The sequence below is a fragment of the Hymenobacter sp. J193 genome, from assembly GCF_024700075.1.
In the GTDB taxonomy this organism is placed as follows: Bacteria; Bacteroidota; Bacteroidia; order Cytophagales; family Hymenobacteraceae; genus Hymenobacter.
Genome location: NZ_JAJONE010000001.1, coordinates 2697538 through 2715973 on the forward strand (window position 1 = coordinate 2697538; position 18436 = coordinate 2715973).

Annotated in this window: 19 protein-coding genes; 11 read left to right on the forward strand and 8 right to left on the reverse strand. The window is 61.1% G+C overall.

What is annotated here, in order from left to right:
• Nucleotides 1-52 precede the first annotated feature (52 nt).
• From LRS06_RS11785 to LRS06_RS11815, 7 genes are all read left to right on the forward strand, one after another.
• The gene (locus LRS06_RS11785; protein WP_257871675.1) at nucleotides 53-1204 is read left to right on the forward strand and encodes an acyltransferase; all 1152 of its coding nucleotides are present in this window, start codon (nucleotides 53-55) and stop codon (nucleotides 1202-1204) included.
• Nucleotides 1205-1369: 165 nt separating this feature from the next.
• Nucleotides 1370-2683 carry a 30S ribosomal protein S12 methylthiotransferase RimO gene (gene rimO / locus LRS06_RS11790; RefSeq protein ID WP_257871676.1) on the forward strand — a complete coding sequence of 438 codons (1314 nt, stop codon included), beginning with the start codon at nucleotides 1370-1372 and terminating at the stop codon, nucleotides 2681-2683.
• A gap of 215 nt (nucleotides 2684-2898) precedes the next feature.
• A complete protein-coding gene (bshC, locus tag LRS06_RS11795) occupies nucleotides 2899-4491 on the forward strand; it encodes a bacillithiol biosynthesis cysteine-adding enzyme BshC (RefSeq protein WP_257871677.1) in 1593 nt (530 codons plus the stop codon).
• Nucleotides 4492-4600: 109 nt separating this feature from the next.
• Nucleotides 4601-5506: a carboxypeptidase-like regulatory domain-containing protein gene (locus tag LRS06_RS11800; protein WP_257871678.1), complete on the forward strand. Its 906-nt coding sequence runs from the start codon at nucleotides 4601-4603 to the stop codon at nucleotides 5504-5506.
• 103 nt (nucleotides 5507-5609) lie between these two features.
• Complete coding sequence (locus LRS06_RS11805; RefSeq protein ID WP_257871679.1) at nucleotides 5610-6560, forward strand: hypothetical protein; 951 nt, start codon at nucleotides 5610-5612, stop codon at nucleotides 6558-6560.
• The gene (locus LRS06_RS11810) at nucleotides 6554-7138 is read left to right on the forward strand and encodes a 5-formyltetrahydrofolate cyclo-ligase (protein WP_257871680.1); all 585 of its coding nucleotides are present in this window, start codon (nucleotides 6554-6556) and stop codon (nucleotides 7136-7138) included. Before LRS06_RS11805 ends, LRS06_RS11810 begins: the two co-directional genes overlap by 7 nt.
• A 75-nt stretch (nucleotides 7139-7213) precedes the next feature.
• Entirely contained in the window at nucleotides 7214-7723 is a 510-nt protein-coding gene (locus LRS06_RS11815) for a biopolymer transporter ExbD (RefSeq protein ID WP_257871681.1), read from the forward strand.
• A gap of 5 nt (nucleotides 7724-7728) precedes the next feature.
• Here LRS06_RS11815 and LRS06_RS11820 read toward each other — a convergent pair whose 3' ends face one another.
• The 5 genes from LRS06_RS11820 to mnmD form a co-directional block, all read right to left on the reverse strand.
• Nucleotides 7729-8199 (reverse strand): hypothetical protein, encoded by a 471-nt coding sequence (locus LRS06_RS11820; RefSeq protein WP_257871682.1) that lies wholly within the window; start codon nucleotides 8197-8199, stop codon nucleotides 7729-7731.
• Nucleotides 8192-8800, reverse strand: a complete 609-nt coding sequence (locus tag LRS06_RS11825) for a GDYXXLXY domain-containing protein (RefSeq protein WP_257871683.1) — start codon at nucleotides 8798-8800, stop codon at nucleotides 8192-8194. Before LRS06_RS11825 ends, LRS06_RS11820 begins: the two co-directional genes overlap by 8 nt.
• Before the next feature lie 6 nt (nucleotides 8801-8806).
• Entirely contained in the window at nucleotides 8807-10018 is a 1212-nt protein-coding gene (locus tag LRS06_RS11830) for a DUF2157 domain-containing protein (RefSeq protein WP_257871684.1), read from the reverse strand.
• Nucleotides 10019-10186: 168 nt separating this feature from the next.
• Nucleotides 10187-10861 (reverse strand): hypothetical protein, encoded by a 675-nt coding sequence (locus LRS06_RS11835; protein ID WP_257871685.1) that lies wholly within the window; start codon nucleotides 10859-10861, stop codon nucleotides 10187-10189.
• Between the two features lie 177 nt (nucleotides 10862-11038).
• Nucleotides 11039-11716 (reverse strand): tRNA (5-methylaminomethyl-2-thiouridine)(34)-methyltransferase MnmD, encoded by a 678-nt coding sequence (gene mnmD, locus LRS06_RS11840; RefSeq protein WP_257871686.1) that lies wholly within the window; start codon nucleotides 11714-11716, stop codon nucleotides 11039-11041.
• 131 nt (nucleotides 11717-11847) lie between these two features.
• Here mnmD and LRS06_RS11845 point away from each other — a divergent pair, with 131 nt between their 5' ends.
• The 3 genes from LRS06_RS11845 (at nucleotide 11848) to rlmN (ending at nucleotide 14200) form a co-directional block, all read left to right on the forward strand.
• Complete coding sequence (locus LRS06_RS11845) at nucleotides 11848-12279, forward strand: thioesterase family protein (protein ID WP_257871687.1); 432 nt, start codon at nucleotides 11848-11850, stop codon at nucleotides 12277-12279.
• Nucleotides 12280-12351: 72 nt separating this feature from the next.
• Nucleotides 12352-12957: a hypothetical protein gene (locus tag LRS06_RS11850; protein ID WP_257871688.1), complete on the forward strand. Its 606-nt coding sequence runs from the start codon at nucleotides 12352-12354 to the stop codon at nucleotides 12955-12957.
• A 172-nt stretch (nucleotides 12958-13129) separates the two neighbouring features.
• Nucleotides 13130-14200, forward strand: a complete 1071-nt coding sequence (gene rlmN / locus LRS06_RS11855) for a 23S rRNA (adenine(2503)-C(2))-methyltransferase RlmN (RefSeq protein WP_257871689.1) — start codon at nucleotides 13130-13132, stop codon at nucleotides 14198-14200.
• 74 nt (nucleotides 14201-14274) lie between these two features.
• Here rlmN and LRS06_RS11860 read toward each other — a convergent pair whose 3' ends face one another.
• Together LRS06_RS11860 and LRS06_RS11865 are read right to left on the reverse strand one after the other, a co-directional pair.
• Complete coding sequence (locus LRS06_RS11860) at nucleotides 14275-15474, reverse strand: hypothetical protein (protein ID WP_257871690.1); 1200 nt, start codon at nucleotides 15472-15474, stop codon at nucleotides 14275-14277.
• A 180-nt stretch (nucleotides 15475-15654) separates the two neighbouring features.
• The gene (locus tag LRS06_RS11865; RefSeq protein WP_257871691.1) at nucleotides 15655-16623 is read right to left on the reverse strand and encodes a YihY/virulence factor BrkB family protein; all 969 of its coding nucleotides are present in this window, start codon (nucleotides 16621-16623) and stop codon (nucleotides 15655-15657) included.
• A 145-nt stretch (nucleotides 16624-16768) separates the two neighbouring features.
• Between LRS06_RS11865 and LRS06_RS11870 the strand changes: the two genes are divergently transcribed.
• The gene (locus LRS06_RS11870) at nucleotides 16769-17587 is read left to right on the forward strand and encodes a hypothetical protein (RefSeq protein WP_257871692.1); all 819 of its coding nucleotides are present in this window, start codon (nucleotides 16769-16771) and stop codon (nucleotides 17585-17587) included.
• A gap of 82 nt (nucleotides 17588-17669) precedes the next feature.
• On the opposite strand, the gene LRS06_RS11875 is transcribed toward LRS06_RS11870, so the two are convergent.
• The gene (locus LRS06_RS11875; protein WP_257871693.1) at nucleotides 17670-18401 is read right to left on the reverse strand and encodes a DUF3891 family protein; all 732 of its coding nucleotides are present in this window, start codon (nucleotides 18399-18401) and stop codon (nucleotides 17670-17672) included.
• Between the last annotated feature and the right edge of the window lie 35 nt (nucleotides 18402-18436).

Consider the following 18436-nt stretch of genomic DNA (forward strand, 5'->3'; position numbering starts at 1 on the left):
AATTATTGAGCAGACAGGCAACGCTTCAACCTGCGTAAGCTATCTGTCGGGTATGCAGCCTGTCTCTACGCTCCCGCCTACTACTTCCGAAACGTCTGTTGTCCGCTTGCCCTCATTCCTGAGTCAGAAGCTCCGGTTCTGGTCCTTGGTGGCCATGGTGCTGCTGGTATACGTGCACGCTTACAACCTGCACCCGCGTTATCTGCAACCCTGGACGGCCGTAGACGAGCCGCTGACGGTGGGCTCGTGGCTCCAATATTTTCTGGCCAATGGGCTGCTGCGTTTCCGCATCCCTATCCTGTTCGCCATTTCCGGCTACCTGTTCGCCTATCACGATACCAGGGCCCCACACAAAGAGCGGGTAAGGCGACGCCTGCGTACGCTGCTGGTGCCCTATCTGCTGTGGAGCGCTTTTGGCTTGGCCTTCACCTGGGCGCTGGAACAGTATCCCGCTACCCGGCAGCTGGTGCTGAATGCCGGGCTAAGCATTTTTGGCCCCGATAATGCCTTGGTGAGCGGCTACAGCCCCGGCCAGCTGCTGCTGCGGTGGCTGCTGTTTCCGGTGCCCTTTCAGCTGTGGTTTCTGCGGAGTCTGCTGGTGTACAACCTGGCTTACCCGTGGATTCGCACGGCGGTGGAGCGCGGGCCCTGGGTTTATTTCTCCGTTGCGGGCCTGCTGTGGTTTACTGAGTTTGGCATCCCGCCCCTTTTTGAAGGCACGGGGCTGGTGTTTTTTGCCCTGGGCGTGTGGCTTCGCAAAACGGAGTTCAATGTGCTGGCGCCCCCGCGCTGGTTTCGGCTGGGGCTGTTTGCGGCGGTGTGGGTGGGGCTGCTAGCCCTGAAAACCTGGCTGGCCTTTTGCTTCGAGCACCCGCCCTTTCTGCTGATGCTGTTTCTGCACAAAACGGCGGAGGCCCTGGGCGTGCTGGTCATGTGGTTTGGCACCGACGGCCTGGTGCGGGTGGCTATGAGCCAGCGCTGGTTTAACTGGCTTACAGGCTTCTCCTTTATGATTTATGTGCTGCACGTGCCGCTGGCCAATTACGTCACCGAGACGGCCCTACGCGCCTGGCCTAGCCAGAACCTGCTGGTGTTCCTGCTGCTGCCTTTGGCCATTGTGGCCCTGGCGGTGCTGTTGGGGGCAGCGTTGCGGCGCTTGGTGCCGGGTGTTTATAGCGTGCTCACAGGCGGGCGGGGACTATAAAGCCTGAGGAGCGCTACGCCGGCTGCGCATAGCGAAAGGAACGTTCGGAGTAGGAAAAGGCGTTGCCGGGTTCGTACCTTTGCGGTCCTCAATTCGCCGCGGGCCTCAGGCGGGCAAGTTTCTCACTTCTAAGAAATTGTCCGGCCGCCCGCCAACTCACGCAGCATGAAAGTAAGAAGCCAGCAGGCCAATAAAGTCAACGTCATCACCCTGGGCTGCTCCAAGAACCTCGTCGACTCGGAGGTGCTGATGGGACAGTTGCGCGCCAATAACTTCGACGTTACCCACGAAGCCGCTACGAGCGACGCCAACATCGTCATCATCAACACCTGCGGCTTTATCGATAACGCCAAGCAGGAAAGCATCGACACCATCCTGCGCTACGCCGACGAAAAAGAAGCCGGTAAGCTGGAGAAGCTCTACGTGACGGGCTGCCTGTCACAGCGCTACAAAGACGACCTGGAGGTGGAAATTCCGCAGGTAGATGCCTTTTTTGGTACGCTGGAGCTGCCTCAGCTGATGAAGAAGCTGGAGGCCGACTACATGCACGAGCTGGTAGGCGAGCGGCTGCTGACCACGCCCGCGCACTACGCCTACTTCAAGATTGCCGAGGGCTGCAACCGGCCCTGCTCGTTCTGCGCCATCCCGCTCATGCGCGGCAAGCACGTCGATAGGCCCATCGAAGATCTGGTGAAGGAAGCCAAGCGCCTGGCCAGCATGGGTACCAAAGAGCTGATTCTGATTGCCCAGGACCTGACCTACTACGGCCTGCAGCACTACGGCGAGCGGAAGCTGGCCGACCTGCTCCGCAACTTATCCGATGTGAACGGCATCGACTGGATCCGGCTGCAGTACGCCTACCCCTCGCAGTTTCCGATGGATGCGCTGGACGTGATGAATGAGCGGGAAAACATCTGCAAGTACCTGGATATGCCCCTGCAGCACATTTCCGACAACATGCTGAAAACCATGCGCCGGGGCATCAGCAAGCGGCGCACCGTGGAGCTGGTGGATACCATCCGTCAGCGCGTGCCCAACATTGCCCTGCGCACTACGCTTATTGCCGGCCACCCCGGCGAGACGCAGCAGGATTTTGAGGACCTGTACAACTTCGTGGAAGAAACCCGCTTCGACCGGCTGGGCATCTTCACGTACTCCCACGAGGACAACACGCACTCCTTCTCCCTGCCCGACGATGTGCCGGCCGACGTGAAGCAGGACCGCGCCGACCAGATCATGGAGCTGCAGCAGGGCATTTCGATGGAGCTGAACGAGGAGAAAGTAGGCCAGACCTATAAGGTGCTCTTCGACCGCAAGGAAAGTGGCTACTTCGTGGGCCGCACCCAGTTTGACTCGCCGGAGGTAGACAACGAAGTGCTGGTACCCGCCACCAAAGGCACCTACGTGCGCCTCGGCGACTTTGCCCAGGTGCAAATCACTGAGGCTTCCGACTTCGACCTGTACGGCAAGCTGGTATAGGGTAGTAGTTATTCATTGTCGGTTTTCGGGCTGTTTTGTTGAGGTAGTATTGCTCAACGACTTTTATGGTAGCTCCCGGTGCTTCAAGTGCCGGGAGCTTCTGCTTTTAATGGCCTGATTAGTAGCTGGCAACGGACAACGGACAACGGACAACTAAAAATACCCAGTTACTTTGTGGCGGCTGGCCGGTTATAGCCGAATATCTTTCCTACCGTATGTCTGTTTCGACTTTGAGCTACGCCGCTACCGGCGCGTTTTCCCCGCTGCTCACCGATTACCTGGCCCGTCACGAAGCCCTCACGCCCTTCTATCACCGCTTTCCTACGCTGGAAGCGTTTGCCGCTCAGCTAGAGGAAAAGCAAACCGCGTATGCGCCCGAAGCCCGGCAACGGCTGGTAGCCGCGCTGCGGGAGCAGTACGCCACCCTGCCCGAGGTGCACCCGGCTGTGCAGGCCAACCTCGCGCTGCTCGAAAAGGACACCACGTTCACCATCACCACCGGGCACCAGCTCAACCTGCTCACCGGGCCGCTGTACTTCATCTATAAAATTGTGACGGCCGTGAAGCTGGCCCGCCAGCTCAAAGCCCACTATCCGCAGTACGATTTTGTGCCGGTGTACTGGATGGCCACCGAAGACCACGACTTCGCCGAAATCAACCACTTCAGCCTGTTTGGCAAGCAATACGAGTGGAACGCCCCCGAAACCGGTGGTCCGGTAGGCCGCCTGCCCCTAACGGGTCTGCGCGAAGAGCTGCTCGACCAGCTGCCTGCCGACGTGCCCGCCGCGTTCCGCGAGGCCTACGAGCAGTCGGGGACGCTAAGCGAGGCTACCCGCCGCCTTACCCACGCTTTGTTCGGGGAGCTGGGGCTGGTGAGCCTCGATGCTGACGTGCCCGCGCTCAAACAGGCCTTGGTGCCAGTGCTGGAAAAAGAAATCAAGGAGCAGGCTTCCAACCGCGCGGTGCAGCAGGCCAACGCCCAGCTGGAAGCCGCTGGCTACAAGCCCCAGGTGTACTCGCGCCCCCTCAACCTGTTCTTCCTCACCGACGCCGGCAAGCGGGAGCGGCTGGAGTACGACGCGGCCCAGGACTGCGTGCAGATAACCGTGCGCAACACCGGCCGCTGCCACTCCCAACAGGAACTGCTGGCGCTGGCCCAGGAGCACCCCGAGTTTTTCAGCCCCAACGTAGTGCTGCGGCCCTTGTACCAGGAACTGCTGCTACCCAACCTTTGCTACATTGGGGGCGGGGCCGAGGTGGCGTACTGGTTCCAGCTGAAAGGCGTATTCGAGGAAAACGGCGTGCCCTTTCCTATTCTGCTGCCCCGCAACTCGGCCCAGTACATTGGCAAGGCCAGCGCGGGCAAGCTGCGCAAGCTGGGCCTGACGGCCCTCGACATCTTCCGGCCGCTGCCCGAGCTGAAAAAGCAGGTGGGTGCCAGCCTGGGCCAGGAGGAAGTGAGTCTGCAGGAGCAGCAGGAGCAGCTGGCCGCCGCCTTCCGGCAGATAAGCGACCTGGCCCAGCGTCTCGACCCCACCCTGGTGCGTACCGTAGCCGCCGAGCAACAGAAGGTAACGGGCATTGTAGCCGGGCTGGAAAAGCGCCTGAGCAAGGCCGCCGAAGCCAAGCACGAAACCGCCTACGGTCAGCTCACGGTCCTTAAAGACAAGCTCATGCCCGGCGGCCACCTGCAGGAGCGCCAGGACAACGTCCTCAACATTCTCATCAATAACCCCGGGTTCATCAACCAGTTGCTGGAAGCCTTCGACCCGCTGGCCTTGGAGTTTACGGTGCTGGAAGAGGAGTAGGACGGGCGGCCCGCGGCGGTATTTTTGTTGCCGGGGCGGGGCAACCACCCAGCTGCCAATTGGCTCTAGGCAAAAACTTCCGGTACTCTCTTCAACCCGCTACTTCTTTATGCAGTCAGCTGCCTTTCCGCCCCGCGTGCCTTCCTTTGCGTTTCCCTTCCGCCTGAGCTTGCTGTTTCTGCTCTTGCTGCTGGCTTCCACCGCCCGGGCACAGGTTCTTTCGGGTACTGTCACGGAAGCCAGCTCGGCGGCGGGTGTGCCCTACGCCAACGTGGGTATCATCGGCAAAGGTATTGGCACGGTGGCCGACGACAACGGCGTGTTCCGGCTAACCTACACCTCCGCCAATCTGCTTGATACGGTGCGCATTTCCAGTATCGGCTACCGGGCCCAGCGGATCCTACTGCGCGACCTGGTGGCCCGCCCTACCGTGCGGCTGGTGGCCGAGGCTGTGACCCTGCGCGGGGTGCAGGTGAAAGCGAAAGGACTTTACAAGCGCACCCGAACCCTGGGCAACACTGGCAACTCCGAAAACTCCACCCTGACCCTGGAAGCCCACGACCTCGGCGCCGAAATCGGGACGGTTATCAGCCTTAAGCACAAGCCCACCAAGGTACTCAACGCCAACTTCAACGTGGCCTACAACCGGGCGGGCTCCCTCATGTTCCGGGTGAACCTCTACCGCCTGCTCCCCAACGGCAAGCCCTCCAATGTAAAACTGGTGCAGCGCGACATCATCGTGACGACGAGCGTGGCCAAGGGCCCTATCACCGTAGATCTGACCCCGGACCAGCTGGTGCTCGACGAAGACTTCTTTCTGACGCTGGAGTGGATTGGTGGCGCCGATGCCAAGAACGTGAGCAGCAAGCTGGCCTTTTCCGCCAGCCTTGGCTACACCAACAACGACCTGTACCTGCGCGACACCAGCCAGGCCGAGTGGGAGCGGGCTTCAGTCGGAGCCGTGCTGGCCGGTCTGCAGCCCCGTATCAGTTTCTACGTCACGGTTCAGGACTAACTTGCGGGATAGAAGCCATTGATATCCAATATCCGGGCGGTGTTGCACAATTACGCCCAATATAGTTGCTGGTATCAGCCTTTGTAACACCTTTTATTTCTTTATGCTCTCCCGTATTTTCTCCCTGTTTTCCTCGTCTGTTACGAATGACTTGTCTTTCGGGCTGCTAGAGGCGCGGAATGTGGTTCCTTTGGTGCAAATGGAAAAATGGGACCAAGTGGAGCAATTGGCGTTGGGCCTGGAATCGGATGAGCTTTCCCGGCTGCTGGACGGTATCTGCCTAACTGCTAAATTTAATCAGCAGATTCGAGCGTTTGGCCGACAGGAAAACCGCGAGTTTGCCCGGTTAGTGCTGGGTGCATGGTACCTCTACCAAGCTTGGCAGGCCCGCTCTGGCCAGTGGGCCGAAAACCTATCGAAGTCGCAAATAGAAGGCTTCACTCACTACTTATTGCTTGCCCGATTGCTGTTGGGAGGCTCATTCTCCACATCGGCCTTTCTGTGCGAGGCTCGAGCCCGTTTGGTACGGGTGGAAATGGGCCTGAACGAGCCTGACCGCGCTATGACAGCCTTCCACCAGAGCCTTGCCATTGATACGCAGAAGTTTTGGGCTTACCATCACGTGTTCAAGCTGGCTTCACCCAAATGGTTAGGTAGCGAAGATAAATTGGTAGAGTATATAAAGTCGGTGGAGGAGAGGGCAATACGCCACACCTTATGGCTAATGTTTCTGGTGGAGATGTACAGCGACGCAGAAACAGAAGGAAAGGCTACCGCGCTGGAACGCTGGTATACTACTTACGGTGAGATGAGCAAAGAGGTGTTGGCACAACCACAGTTGCCAGTTAACAACACGTTAGTTTCTATTTATGCCAACAACAATCTGGCGTATTTATACCATTTGATTGGCGAAAGAGAAAAGCGCAATGCCGTACTGGTTGCCTTAAATGGCTGTCTTCCTCCTTATCCCTGGGCATATTTTGGCGTGGAGGCTGGTAGCAAGGTGTCCATGCGTGCCTTTCGCTTATCAGCAGCCCGGCCTCGCCCATGCTGAAAGCTGACCTGCGCCGCGCTGCCTTGGCTGCCCGCCGCGCTTTGCCCGAGGCCGAGGTGGCCCGCCGCAGCCAGTTGCTTACGGAGCAGCTGTTTAGGTACCTGCCAGTGGCGGAGTGGCGGTGGCTGCACGTGTTTCTGCCCATTCCGCACCAGCATGAGCCCGACACCTGGCCGCTGCTGCGCCGCCTCTGGCAGGAGCTGCCCACCGTGCAGGTAGCAGTGCCCGTAGTCCAGCCCGACGGCCAGACGCTCCGCCACTTTCATCTCACTCCGCAAACTCCGCTAGCTACCAACCGCTGGGGTATTCCCGAGCCCGTGGGGGCGGCCGAGGTGCAGCCTGCCCTCCTCGACGCGGTACTCATTCCTCTGCTGGCTTTCGATGAGCAGGGGCAGCGCGTGGGCTACGGCAAAGGCTTCTACGACCGTTTTCTGCAGCAGTGCCGCCCCGACGTGCTTCGTCTCGGTCTGAGTCCGGAGCCGCCGGTGCCCCGCATTGAGGACTCCTGGCCCGGCGACGTGCGCCTGCACGCCTGCCTCACGCCGGAGCGGGTGTGGTGGTTCGCAGACGGTTCGTGAAAAGCCGGGAACCTGGCAAAAACAATAAGCCGCAAGCCTGAGCCGTTGAGGAGAAACACTAACCAACTCACCGTCATGGCTGAAATCCAAGCTGCTCCCGCCGCCCGCGCCGGAAAACCCCGCGCCAAAAAACACGCCTTCCGCCTCGATATGACGCCGATGGTGGACCTGGCTTTTCTGCTGCTCACCTTTTTCATGCTCACCACCACCTTTAACAAGCCCACGGTGATGCAGCTGACGATGCCGGTGAAAGGACCAGCGTCAACCGATGTGAGTGATAAAAATGCGCTGACGCTGATTCTGGGCAAAAACAGCCAGGTGCATTATTTCTTCGGCCTGAACAGGGCTGATACAACCCCGGAGCTGCAGACCACCAGCTTCAGCGCCGACGGACTGCGGCAGGTGCTGTTCAAGCAGCGGCAGCGCAACCGTAACACTGTGGTCCTGATCAAAACCACGCCCGACTCCAAGTATCAGAACATGGTGGATGCACTCGATGAAATGAATATCACCGAGCAGCAGAAATATGCCATGGTTGATATCAGCCAAGCCGATAAAGACCTGCTGGCCCGCAACGGTCTGTAGGCGCGCTACCGTGGAGGATGGCCCGCCCGTCGTCCGCGGCGGTAAACAAGCACTAGCGCCGAGGCCACGAGCAGCATTTGCAGCCCATGCACTAGGATGATTTCCGTCTGCATCCAAGTAGCTGCTGCTTGCGGCGCCGGCCAGCTCACAGTTACGGCATTGAACTGCGCTATCCGTAACAGCAGCCAGCTACACAGGCTGATACCTGCCACGTGCAGTGCCAGCATCAGTATGAGCCCCGCCAGGGAGTGGCGGCTCAGCCGCACCACCAGCCCGGCCAGCAGCGCCAGTGGCACAAAAACCGCCAGCACCAGCCCATAAGGCGGGAAAACGAAATACGTGTTGTGCATCTGCACGTCCACCACCGGCTGCAGCAGCTGCCCGAAGCCCAGCAGGGCGCCCACAAGCAGAATGGATACTGTAAGCGCGGCCAAGGCCACGCTCCACCAGGGCAGCCGGGGCGGGGTGCTATTCATGGGAAGCGGAATCAGGCACTACCTGCGTGATGCGGGCCTGCCCCCAGGGCGCAATGCGCACCTGCACTCGCAGCCGCGGGTGGCGCTCCAGCTTCTTGCCGCTGCCCTCGGGCACGTAGTAGCGCTCCAGGCCGTAGCGGAGCGTGAGGCTGCGCCGCCACACCTGCTGCACCGAGCCGCGCAGCACGGCCTGGGTGGGGGTGGGAGCGGGTTTGTCGGGGTAAATGCCCACGGCCGAGTAGGTGCCATCGGGGCCGGGCTGCAGGAGTACGTAAGCGGCCTGGTTGCGCCGGGCTGGCTGCGCGCCGCGCCACAGGTGGCCCGGCACCTGGCTGATGGTGTAGCCCAGGGTTACGTAGTCGCCGTAGAGCAGGTCGCGCGGGTCTACGGGGGTGGTGCGCAGCCAGATGGTGCGGCCCCAGGCCCCGGTAGCGTAGCCCGAGGCCGCCACGCCCAGCACAAACAGGACCTGGGCCAGTACCAGCCAGGGCAGCCACCGGCGCCGATTGGGCTCCGGCAGGTCGGGCAAGGCCGCGGGCATAGGCAGGTCAGGAGAGTTCAGGAAGCCGGCCGGAGCCGCAGAAGGCAGCGAGGAGCTCATAGCAGGTTAGGAAGAAGGCGGTGTGGTTTCCCGGGTGGCCGTGCGGCGCAGGTACCACCACAGCCCTAGCAGCAGCAGCCCGCCCACCAGGAAGAACAACGACTTATCGAGGAAACCCCAGGTAAGCTTGAAGTAAGCCACGGCAGTTGTCACGACGAACAGCACGGTGCCCAGCGTTACCCGGTCGGGGTTATGCTCCTGCTGGGCACGAGCCAGCACTGCTCCGGAGTAGGCGTAGAGCACTACCAGCGTAGCCACGGCCAGCGCCAGCCCGCCCCGAAAGTAGAACCCCGGCAGCAGCAGCAGCCAGTCGGTGGTGCTGCTCAGGCGCCCGCGCCGCGCCTTGCCCCAGAGCGACAACGCCAGTACCGCGCCCAGAGCGGCCAAGTAAGCTAGGAACGGGGGGCGCAGCTCATCGGTGTAGGAGTCGGCCTCGCCAAACAAGGCCAGCCCCAGCGTGAACAGGAAGGCGGCCACTAGGGGCGGGCCCTGCACGGCCCGGGCCGCAGGCCGGTGCGGCTGCCAGTCGCCGAGGGCATACACAAGCATGGCGGGCACGAAAAACCAGGTGAGCTTGATGTGCAGGTAGCTGATCAGCAAAGCTGCCTGCCAGAGCAGGCCTGAGGCCAGTACGGCTCCGGTGAGTGAATCGGGACGGCGCCACCAGTAGTAGCCCAGCCCCAGGGCCGTGAAAGCAGCCGTGAGGTAGCTGAAGGCGCCCAACTGCCCGGTGTTGTAGCCCTGCACCACCCCGCTGATGATGGCCGTGAGCAGAAATAGCAGCCGGCTGCGGTACACCCACGTGAGGCCCATACCGGCCACGGCCCAGGCCAGCAGCCCCGTGAGGTCGTAGCCGATAAGCTGGTAGAGCTGGCTGGTGAGAATAATGCCGGCCCCGAAGAGAATCAGCCCCAGTGCCATCAGGCCCAGACCCAGCTGGTCGTTGCCGCGCCGGTAGAAGTACTCACCGGCAGCGTAGGCGGCCATCATGGAGCCCAGCAGCAAACCCAGGCGCACCAGCTCCGGCAGCCCTTGCCAGTTGGCGGCCACCAAGGAGAGGGCGCTGAGGCCAACCAGCAGGGAGCCCAGCAGCGGGAGCAGCCCCACGGCGTGGGCGTCCTCGGGGTAGAGGGCCAACAGCCGGGCATGTTGTTCCGGCGAGATGATGCCCTTCTCCACCCAATCCTGCCCGTCGGTTTCCAGTAGCTTACGACTCATAACAGCCACAACCTACGCAGAAAGCCGGTAAAGCGCTGCCTGAGCAGGCAAACCGATATAGAGACGCATAGTGGCGTTTCATGCTGGAACAACCCCTGAGCACCGCGGCCGGCGGGCCGCAAGGTAGGCGCTGCTACATCAAGCTGAACCTTCTGAAGCAGTAGTGGTCTACCGTAACGCCAGATCTTCTAGCTCCAGTTTGTCGGTGAGTTGACGAGGGTCGATGTAATCGGTGAAGGTGTTGGAATAAACCGTCCGGTGGGCGTTGGTATACCGCAGGCGGCAAGCCGTTTTGTAGCTGCCTTTGTAGCGCAGCAGCTTGGCCACGAGACACTGGCGCGGCTCCAGCACAATTTCGCGGGCGCCCGTGCCACAATAATAGCGTATCGGTTTCTCGATGTCTACCCACTTTCCCTGGCTGTCTTTGGCTTGACGCACCGTCGAGCCTAGCTCACTGAATTTTCCCAGCCAAATCAGGGAGTCAGTGAGATTGTAGACGTAAACCGGAAAGGCTTTATGGTAACTGACGTAGCTTATAACATCCTTGTGATTATGCTTATTGTGGATGTAGTGGAGCTCAGCGTAAGTCAGGTGAAAGGCCGTGTCTACCACTATCTTCATGCTCAGGCTGTCAACCCAGGTGAATCGTTTACGCTCCCGGTCGTAATCCTTCTGCCCGTACTGATAGCCGTAAATCTTGGAGGCGCCGAGATACAGCGTATCCTGCCGCGGCCCGATGTAGTACACCGGATAATAGCCGACTCGGCCGTCGCGCGAGTACGGATAGAAGTAGCGGGTCTGGGCCGCAGAATCAACAATGGTTGTTTGGTGATGCGTCTGCATAGTCACGTTACGGTTTTGACTATTGCAGCCGGCGGCCATAAGTAGTGCAAAGAGGAATACCAGGCGTGACATAGCGCAGTTGATAGAAACGGTAAGGTTTGGGCAGCCGCAGTAGCCACTTCGCTCTATTCTTAACGACAAACTCCGCTTAACCCATACACAGCCTGGGCAACTTCGCTAAGCGCGTTTCCAGGCCCGCGTCATCTCGCGCTTGCCGGGCGGGCCGGGAATCTTCTCCGTGTCCCAGCCCGCCGCCCGCAGGCTGCGCCGGAAGGAGCCCTTGGCGCAGTAGCTTACCAGGCAGCCGCCCAGCGCCGTGGCCGCGTAGAGCTGCTCAAACACGGCATCCGTCCACATATCGGGCTGCTTGTCGGGGGCAAAGGCATCGAAGTAAACGACGTCATAATGGGCAGGATCGAGGGCCGTGTCCTGAAGAGCCTGGTCGGTTTTCCGGAGCAGAAAGCGCGTGGCCAGGGGCACGGCCTCGTTCCAGGGCGTGGTGTGCAGGCGCTGGTGCAGCTCCTGCAGCTCGGGGTTCAGGATGTAGCGCTCCACGCCCAGCGCCTGGATAACGGCCGGCGGCAGCGGAAACTTCTCCAGCGTGTCGTACTCAATGCTGACGGGCGCGGCAAGGCTGCGCTGCAGCGTGAGCAGGGCGTTGAGGCCGGTGCCGAACCCAATTTCGAGTACTCGCACCGGCGCCGTAGCGGCAGCCAGCACCGGTTCCAGGCCGGCCCCCAGGTATACGTGTTGGGCTTCCTGCACGGCGCCATGGGTGCTGTGGTAATGCTCATTCAGCGCGGGCACGTACAAGGTGCTCGACCCATCGGCGGTGCGGCGCACTTCTACTTCCATGTAAGTTTATGGTTTCTTGTTACTGGTTTCTGGTGCTCGGAGGGAAGGTTGAATACTAGCGGCAATTTCGGCTTCCGGCCACGAACAACCCAAAACCAGTAACTATAAACCAGCAACTAGAAACTCTTTCCATGCCCCGCGTAAAAGTAGCGCTGCCCGATACCTTCCTGCTCACGGTGGAAATTCCCGTGCGCATCACCGACCTCAACTACGGCGCCCACCTCGGCAACGACGCCCTGCTCAGCATCCTGCACGAAGCCCGCGTACAGCTGCTGCGCCACCTGGGCCGCGCCGAATTCGACCCCGCCACTCAGACCGGCCACATCATGGCCGACGTGGCCATTGAGTACAAAGGCGAGGCCTTCTACGGCGACACGCTGCACATCCAGCTAGCCGCCACCGACATAAGCAAGTACGGCTTCGACGTGGTATACTGGGTGCGCAACCAGGATGGAAAAGAGGTGGCCCGCGCCAAAACCGGCATGCTGTGCTTCGACTATGCTACCCGCAAGCTGCTCCCGCTGCCCGCCGACTACGCCCGGCGCCTGCGTGGTGAGGGGTAAGAGAGCCGGCTGCCCCGGCCGTCACCCAGCGGCTGAGCTTGCGTACAAGGCACTTCATCTATACTGACGTTTATGCGCATTCTTTTGCTGGCCTCCCTGCTCACGGCCGCGGCCTGTTCCTCGCCTTCCTCTTCCGATACGGCTACCGCACCCGCCACGCCCACGCCGCCAGCTACGGCGGGCACTCCAGCCCCGGAGGGACCTGCCGCGCCCCAGTCCCAGACCGGCGTACTCGTTGATGTGCGCACCACGCACCGTTTCTCTAGCGCCGGGCAGCCTGACCAGTTCCGCCTGGTGCTGCTGGGCGACTCGGCCCTCACGGCGGCCGCGCGGTTTTCCATTGTATCGGTGGCCGGCGACACGCTCTGGAGCGAGAAATTTCCGGCCACGGCCCTTATCGACTACGGCATCCGCAAGTACGGCGAGTCGCCCACGCCGGCCCAGCAGGCCCACTACATCCGCAAGCGGGCCGCCGAGTTCTTCGGGGATGAAGCCTTTTCCGTGCGGGCCGAGGTGCCCCGCAACGCCTCCGACAAGCAGCTGATCCGCACCGCCTGGGCCGAAGTGCAGCCCACCGGCCTGCCGCGCTTTGCCTACAGCCTGGGCGAAGAAAACGGGCAGATGATTGGCTTCTCGCCCAAGCAGGGCCGGGCGGTGGTGTACTACACCTGCTGCTAGGTAGTTGAGGGGCGGTACTGGAAGGGCATCATGAAGAGCCAAGCCTGAGAGACTTTTGGCCGCACTACCTATTCACCCGCGGTTCGGGCACTTTTTTCAGGGTCAGGGAGTTGGGTAACGTTCTACGCCGACGACGTAGGGCTTCCTCTTACTTCGTCGTATCTTTGCCCCCATGATTGACCTGCCCGTACTGACCAAGCGCGACATTCGCAAACTCACCCCCGACGAGCTCAAAGCCTTTATGGTGGAGCACGGCGAAAAGCCCTTCCGCGCCAAGCAGGTGCTGGAGTGGCTGTGGAAAAACACGGCGGGCTCGTTTGAGGAGATGAACAACATTTCCCTGGCTACGCGGGAGCTGCTGGCCCGGCACTTCGTCATCAATGGCGTACAGGTGCAGAACTCCCAGCTCTCCAACGACGGTACCATCAAATCGGCATTTCGGCTGCACGACGGCAACATCGTGGAGGGCGTGCTTATCCCGCACGATACGCGTATGACGGCCTGCATTTCCTCCCAGGTAGGCTGCTCACTCACGTGCAAGTTCTGCGCCACCGGCTACATGGAGCGCAAGCGCAACCTCGACGCGGCTGAGATATACGACCAGGTAGTGCGCATTCGGGAGCAGTGCGAGGCCCAATACGGCACCCCACTCACCAACATTGTGTACATGGGCATGGGCGAGCCGCTGCTCAACTACGCCAACGTGGTGAAAAGCATTGAGCGCATCACCGCGCCCGACGGCCTGAACATGGCCCCGCGCCGCATCACCGTGAGCACCGCCGGCATAGCCAAGATGATCAAGAAGCTGGCCGATGATGGGGTGAAAGCCAACCTCGCGCTAAGCCTGCACGCGCCCAACGACGCCAAGCGCAACGAAATCATGCCCATCAACGAGGCCAACTCCCTGGCCTCGCTCAAGGACGCGCTGCAGCACTACCACCAGGTCACGGGCCGCAAGGTAACCTACGAGTACATCGTGTTCGAGAGCTTTAACGACACGCTGCAGGATGCGGAGGAGCTTTTCCAGATTTCGAAGTGGATTCCCTGCAAAGTGAACCTCATCGAGTACAACCCCATCGAAAACGCCAGCTACGTGAATACCGCCGACGACAAGCTGGTGGCTTTCCACAAGTATCTGGCCGACCGGGGCGTACAGACCAACGTGCGCCGCTCCCGCGGCAAGGACATCGACGCCGCTTGCGGGCAGCTGGCCGTGAAGCAAAAATCGGATGTGGCTGCTTAAGGCTTCAATTGGCAGGAAAAAGCCCGACTGATATAGTTCAGTCGGGCTTTTTTGTGGGATGAGAAGTGCGTCGGCTACTTCTGCGCCGTTTTTCCGAAGCGCAACGACAAATCCAGGTACACGGGGTAGAGGTAACCGAAAGCTCCTTCGCTATCGAACGGGGCTATGTAGAACGAGCCGATGCCAAGCGTGGTGCGGGGCCAGTTCAGGCGCACGCCGTACAGCCCGCCAAGCCCCCCACTGCCGGATGTAATCAGGTAGTTTTCCGACATCAGCGACAGGCGCTTGCTCACGCGGGTGGCCCCGCTCAGCACCACCACCGGCGACTTGCCAAAGCCCTGGTCGTTGCCGCCGCCCGAGAAGCCGTAGCCCAGGCCCAGCGTCAGATTGTTGTCGGCGCTGCCATAGGTGCTCAGGCCATAGGCAATGCCGGCACCGTAGCTCGTACTATTGCTGTAATCGAAATTGGGCACCCGCATATACAGCACACCTGCGCCTACATGCAGATCCTGCTGGATAGGCACGCTGATTTTTGGGGTTATAGCAAACAGCTGGTTGCCAAGCCCTATTCCAGGCAAAGCCGAAAACAATACCCCAAAGGAGAAATTGTCGGTGATGCCGTAGTTGGCGCCCAGCAGCAGCACGTCAATCGTCTGAGCGTAGCCTTCGCCCGCGCGCAGGCCCCGGGCCGTGGGCGCGAAGAACACGCGGGTCCCATTGCCCACGTAGCCCCAGCCGGGGTGGCGCTGGGCATCAATGGCCTCCACGGCGGGCACCAGCTGCATACTCACAATCTGGCTGCGGGCAATAAGTACGGCACCCGGCTTATCGGTGGTGAACTCCAGTTCCTGCGGCCGTACGGCGCGCAGCGTACCAGCGAAGGTGGTGCCTGAGCGAAGCACCACGCGGTACACGCGCCCCACCGAGTCGGTAAGGGCCGGGCCGGCCGTCGGGCTAAGGCGGCGTGCCTTCTCCTCGATTTTCAGGCGCATATTCACGAAGTCCAGCGGGGATATGGGGCTGAGCAGCGTGCGGCCGTCGGTAAGGGTGATGCGCTGGATAAGGGCGCTGTCGGGGGCTAAGCTCTGCTCGAAGCGGGCCTCGCTGAATTCCTTGGCCGAATACTCCGGGAACAGCTCGTAGGTGACTTTTTCCTGGCTGTCGATGCTGGTGCCTACGACGGGACTCATAACCCGCAGGCGTGTCGCGGGCTGCTGAGCCCGGGCCTGGGTGAGGCAGGCACAGATGAAAACCAGAAGGAAAAAGTAGCGCATGGGAGAAAGTAGGTAAAGATTTCCCAAACCTACCATTCTGCTGCACGCTGCAAATCACATAATCATGTACATCCTGACTTTAGCTGGGTATCCGCAAGTCGGCTCCGGTCGCCGCAAAACGCTGATTGCGGCATTCAGGAACCTGTCTTATGCCCCGAATTTGCGCCTTCTTTAGACTTTTCACGCTTTCCAGCGGCCGGTGGAGCGGGGGCGGCCGGTGGTAATTTCTTCCTTGGTTTCGCCCTCGGGCACTTCACGGGTTTCTATGCGCACGGCGTGGGCCTTGGGCTGTACCTTCTGACCAAAGGCGTCGGCAAACTCCTGGGTGAACTCCGCCCCGAAAAAGATGATGAGGGCCGAGTAGTTGACCCACAGTAGCAGCACGATTGCCGAGCCAGCCGCCCCGAAGGCCGAGCCGGGGTCGGCTTGGGCAATGTAGAAGGCAATCAGAAACTTGCCCAGCACGAACAGCGAGGCCGTGATGACCGCGCCAATACCCACGTCGCGCCAGCGGATAACGGCATCGGGCAGGAAGCGGTAGATAAGCGCAAACAGCAGCGAGGTGACGCCCAGCGACAAAAAGAAGTCGACCAGCTTGATGACGACCACTCCGACCTCGGGAAACCACTGCTGCAGCTTGCCGGTGAAGGCGCTGAGCACGGCGCTGACGACAAAGGAAATGAGCAGCAGCAGGGCTACGCTCAAGATCAGACCGAAGGAGAGAAGCCGGTCGCGCACAAACTGCCAGATGCCGTTGCGGGGCTTCACGCGCAGGTTCCAGATGTCGTTGATGCTTTCCTGCAGGGTGACGAAAAAGGTAGTAGCCGCGAAAATGAGCGTGCCGATGCCGATGACCGTAGCCAGGCCGCCCTTCTGCTGCTTGGTAAACTCGGCAATAGAATCCTGCAGAAACTTGGCCGAGTCGGCGCCCAGGAACCCGCGCAGCTGCCCGTACACCTGGCCCGTTACGGCCTCGGCCCCGTAGATGGAGCTGGCAATGGTGATGACGATGAGTAGCAGGGGCGGCAGCGAGAAAACGGTGTAGTACGACAAGGCCGCCGCGTGCCGGAACGAGTTGTTCACCATGAACTCGCTGGCGGTGGTCTTGAGAATGTTGAGGATATCGGAAAAGCGGTAGTGTGTGGCCATAAGGCAGAGACATCAGATCGTGAGGCTGGCGGTAGTACGGGCAGATTGCGCCGGGCGTTCGGGCGGCTGCGCCGGTTTGGGCATATTTGCGTATGATGCCGGGCCGGCACGACGCCGGTTTGTGTCACGCTCTGGTCTGTTTTTTATGCGCACTTCTTTCTTTGCTTTTCTGCTGCTGGCCGGGCTGGGTGCCTGCCAGTCGGGCCCCAACGAGCAGCCCGCAACTACCGCGGCGGCTACTGCTACCGCCCCGGATACCGCCGCGTACCCGGCTGCTCCCGGCTTCGACGAGAAAGGCTCCGACCCGCGCGCCCTGCGCCTGGCCGACAAGGTAATGCAGGCCATGGGCGGCTACCGCGCCTGGCAGCAGGCTCGCCTGTTTGGCTGGGGCTTCCTGGATGGCTCCTACCAGCTCTGGGACAAACAAACCGGCAACTTCCGTTGGCAGAAGGACAGCCTCGTGGCCCTCTGCAACCTCAGCACCAGGCAGGGCAAGGTCTACCGCGCTGGTCAGGACGTTTCGGCCACGCCCGAGGGGCAGAAGCTGCTGGCCGATATGTACCCCATCTGGGTAAATAACTCCTGGTGGCTGCTGATGCCCTTCAAGCTCAAGGACTCCGGCGTGACGCTCACTTACCATGGCGTGGGCAAGCTCATGGACGGCACCCTCGCCGAGGTCCTGCACATGACCTTTAAGAACGTGGGCGTGACGCCCGACAACAAGTACGAAGTGCTCATCAACCCCAAAACCAACCTGGTAGAGGAGTGGGCCTTTTTTCCGAAAGCTACCGATGCCCAGCCCGCTTTCCGCCGCCGCTGGGCCGGCTACCAGCGTTATGGCCAGCTCCTGCTGGCCACCGACCGCACTGATGGCAAAGACAGCCGCGCCCTGGGCCACGTTTCCGTAACCCAGCAAGTACCCGCCGGCCTCATGCAGAACCCCAAGCCGGTGGCAAAGCTGTAGTTGTCATTCCGAACACAGCGAGGAATCTGGGTAAGCCCCTCTGACGGTTTCCTCAGATTCCTCGCTGCGCTCGGAATGACAACTACAGCTTCCGCAGCTCCCAGCGCAGGGTTTCGATGGGGCCGGAGCGCAGAGCGGCGGCCAGCTCGGCATCGTCGGCAAACTGCAGCTGGCGCAGCACGGTGGCTTCTACGCTCACCGTGAATCGGGCCTCACGAAAGGGCCAGGGCTGCACCATCACCGGACCATCGGCGGCCGGGCGCAGCACCTCGTGGCGGTGACCGTCGGGGCCGGTATAGATTTCCAGGGCCCGGCCCATTTCCGGCAGCTCGTGGCGGCACAAAATCAGGCTGAGCCGGTCGCACCAGTGCAGCAGGGCGTAGGCGCGTTCCGCCTCGGCTTTGCGGATTTTCAACTCCCGCCGCCACGTTTTTTGGTGGGTGAGCTGCTCGTCCAGGAAGGCATCCGTTTTCTGATTCTGGCCGCGCAGGCTTTCATAGAGGGTGCTCAGGTGCATGCTCGTTAGCAGGCTGCGCCACCGACCCTGAAAGCGCGCGGTACGCATCAGCCGGGTGGCCTGCTCCAGCGAAAACTCCTTCATGGTGAAGTCGGCGGGTGCGCCGGCGGACGTGAGGCCGTAGTGCCCATTCCACTGTTGCTGCTCATCGTCGTGCTGGGCGGCGGCGGCCAGCAAACCCACCCACTGGTCATAGGGCAGAAAGGCAGGCCACTGGTGCAGCAGCTGGGCCGCCAGCAGGGCGTGGGCCTGCTGGTAGATGATCTGCCAGCCGGCGGGCGTGTGGTTCACAATCATGGACTGAAATTGGGGGCTTAGGGACTTGGTTTTCG